The following is a 629-nucleotide window of genomic DNA, read 5'->3' as shown; positions in this document are numbered from 1 at the left end:
ACGCCCGAAGCCCGCGCCACCCTCGAGGCGGTACTGGCCAAACTCGCCGCCCCCGGCATGTGCAACCCCGACGACGAGCAGCCGGTCATCGACAGCGCCCCGCCCCAAGACGCGGTGCAACGCGACACCCGCAGCACCGCCCAACGCCACCACGACGGCCTCAACGCCGCCCTACGCGCCCTGCTGGCCAGCGCAAAACTCGGCCAACACAACGGATTACCGGCCTCCATCATCCTCACCACCACACTCGAGGACCTCGAACGCAGCACCGGCACCGCCCTCACCGCCGCCGGCACCCTGCTCCCCATGTCCGACGTCATCCGCCTGGCCCGCCACGCCCACCACTATCTCGCCATCTTCGACAAAGGCACATCGCTGGCCCTGTACCACACCAAGCGCCTGGCCTCACCCGGCCAACGAATCGTCCTGCACGCCAAGGACCGTGGATGTTCACATCCGGGTTGCGACGTGTCCGGCTACTACTGCGAAGTCCACCACGTCCAAGACTGGGTCAAGACTGAGCGCACCGACATCGACCAACTCACCCTGGCCTGCGGACCCCACCACCGCCTCCTCGAGAAGGGCTGGACCACCCGAAAACGCGCCAACGGCGACACCGAATGGATCCC

Annotated in this window: 1 protein-coding gene; it reads left to right on the top strand. The window is 67.4% G+C overall.

All coding sequences use genetic code 11. The features are described from left to right. Window positions 1-629: HNH endonuclease signature motif containing protein (locus A5659_RS19695; RefSeq protein ID WP_156749284.1), on the top strand; the 629-nt coding region annotated here is incomplete at both ends.

Origin of the sequence: Mycobacterium sp. 1165196.3 (genome assembly GCF_001673415.1) — a bacterium.
Taxonomy (GTDB): domain Bacteria; phylum Actinomycetota; class Actinomycetes; order Mycobacteriales; family Mycobacteriaceae; genus Mycobacterium; species Mycobacterium europaeum_A.
This window is presented reverse-complemented; position numbering and strand designations above follow the sequence as displayed.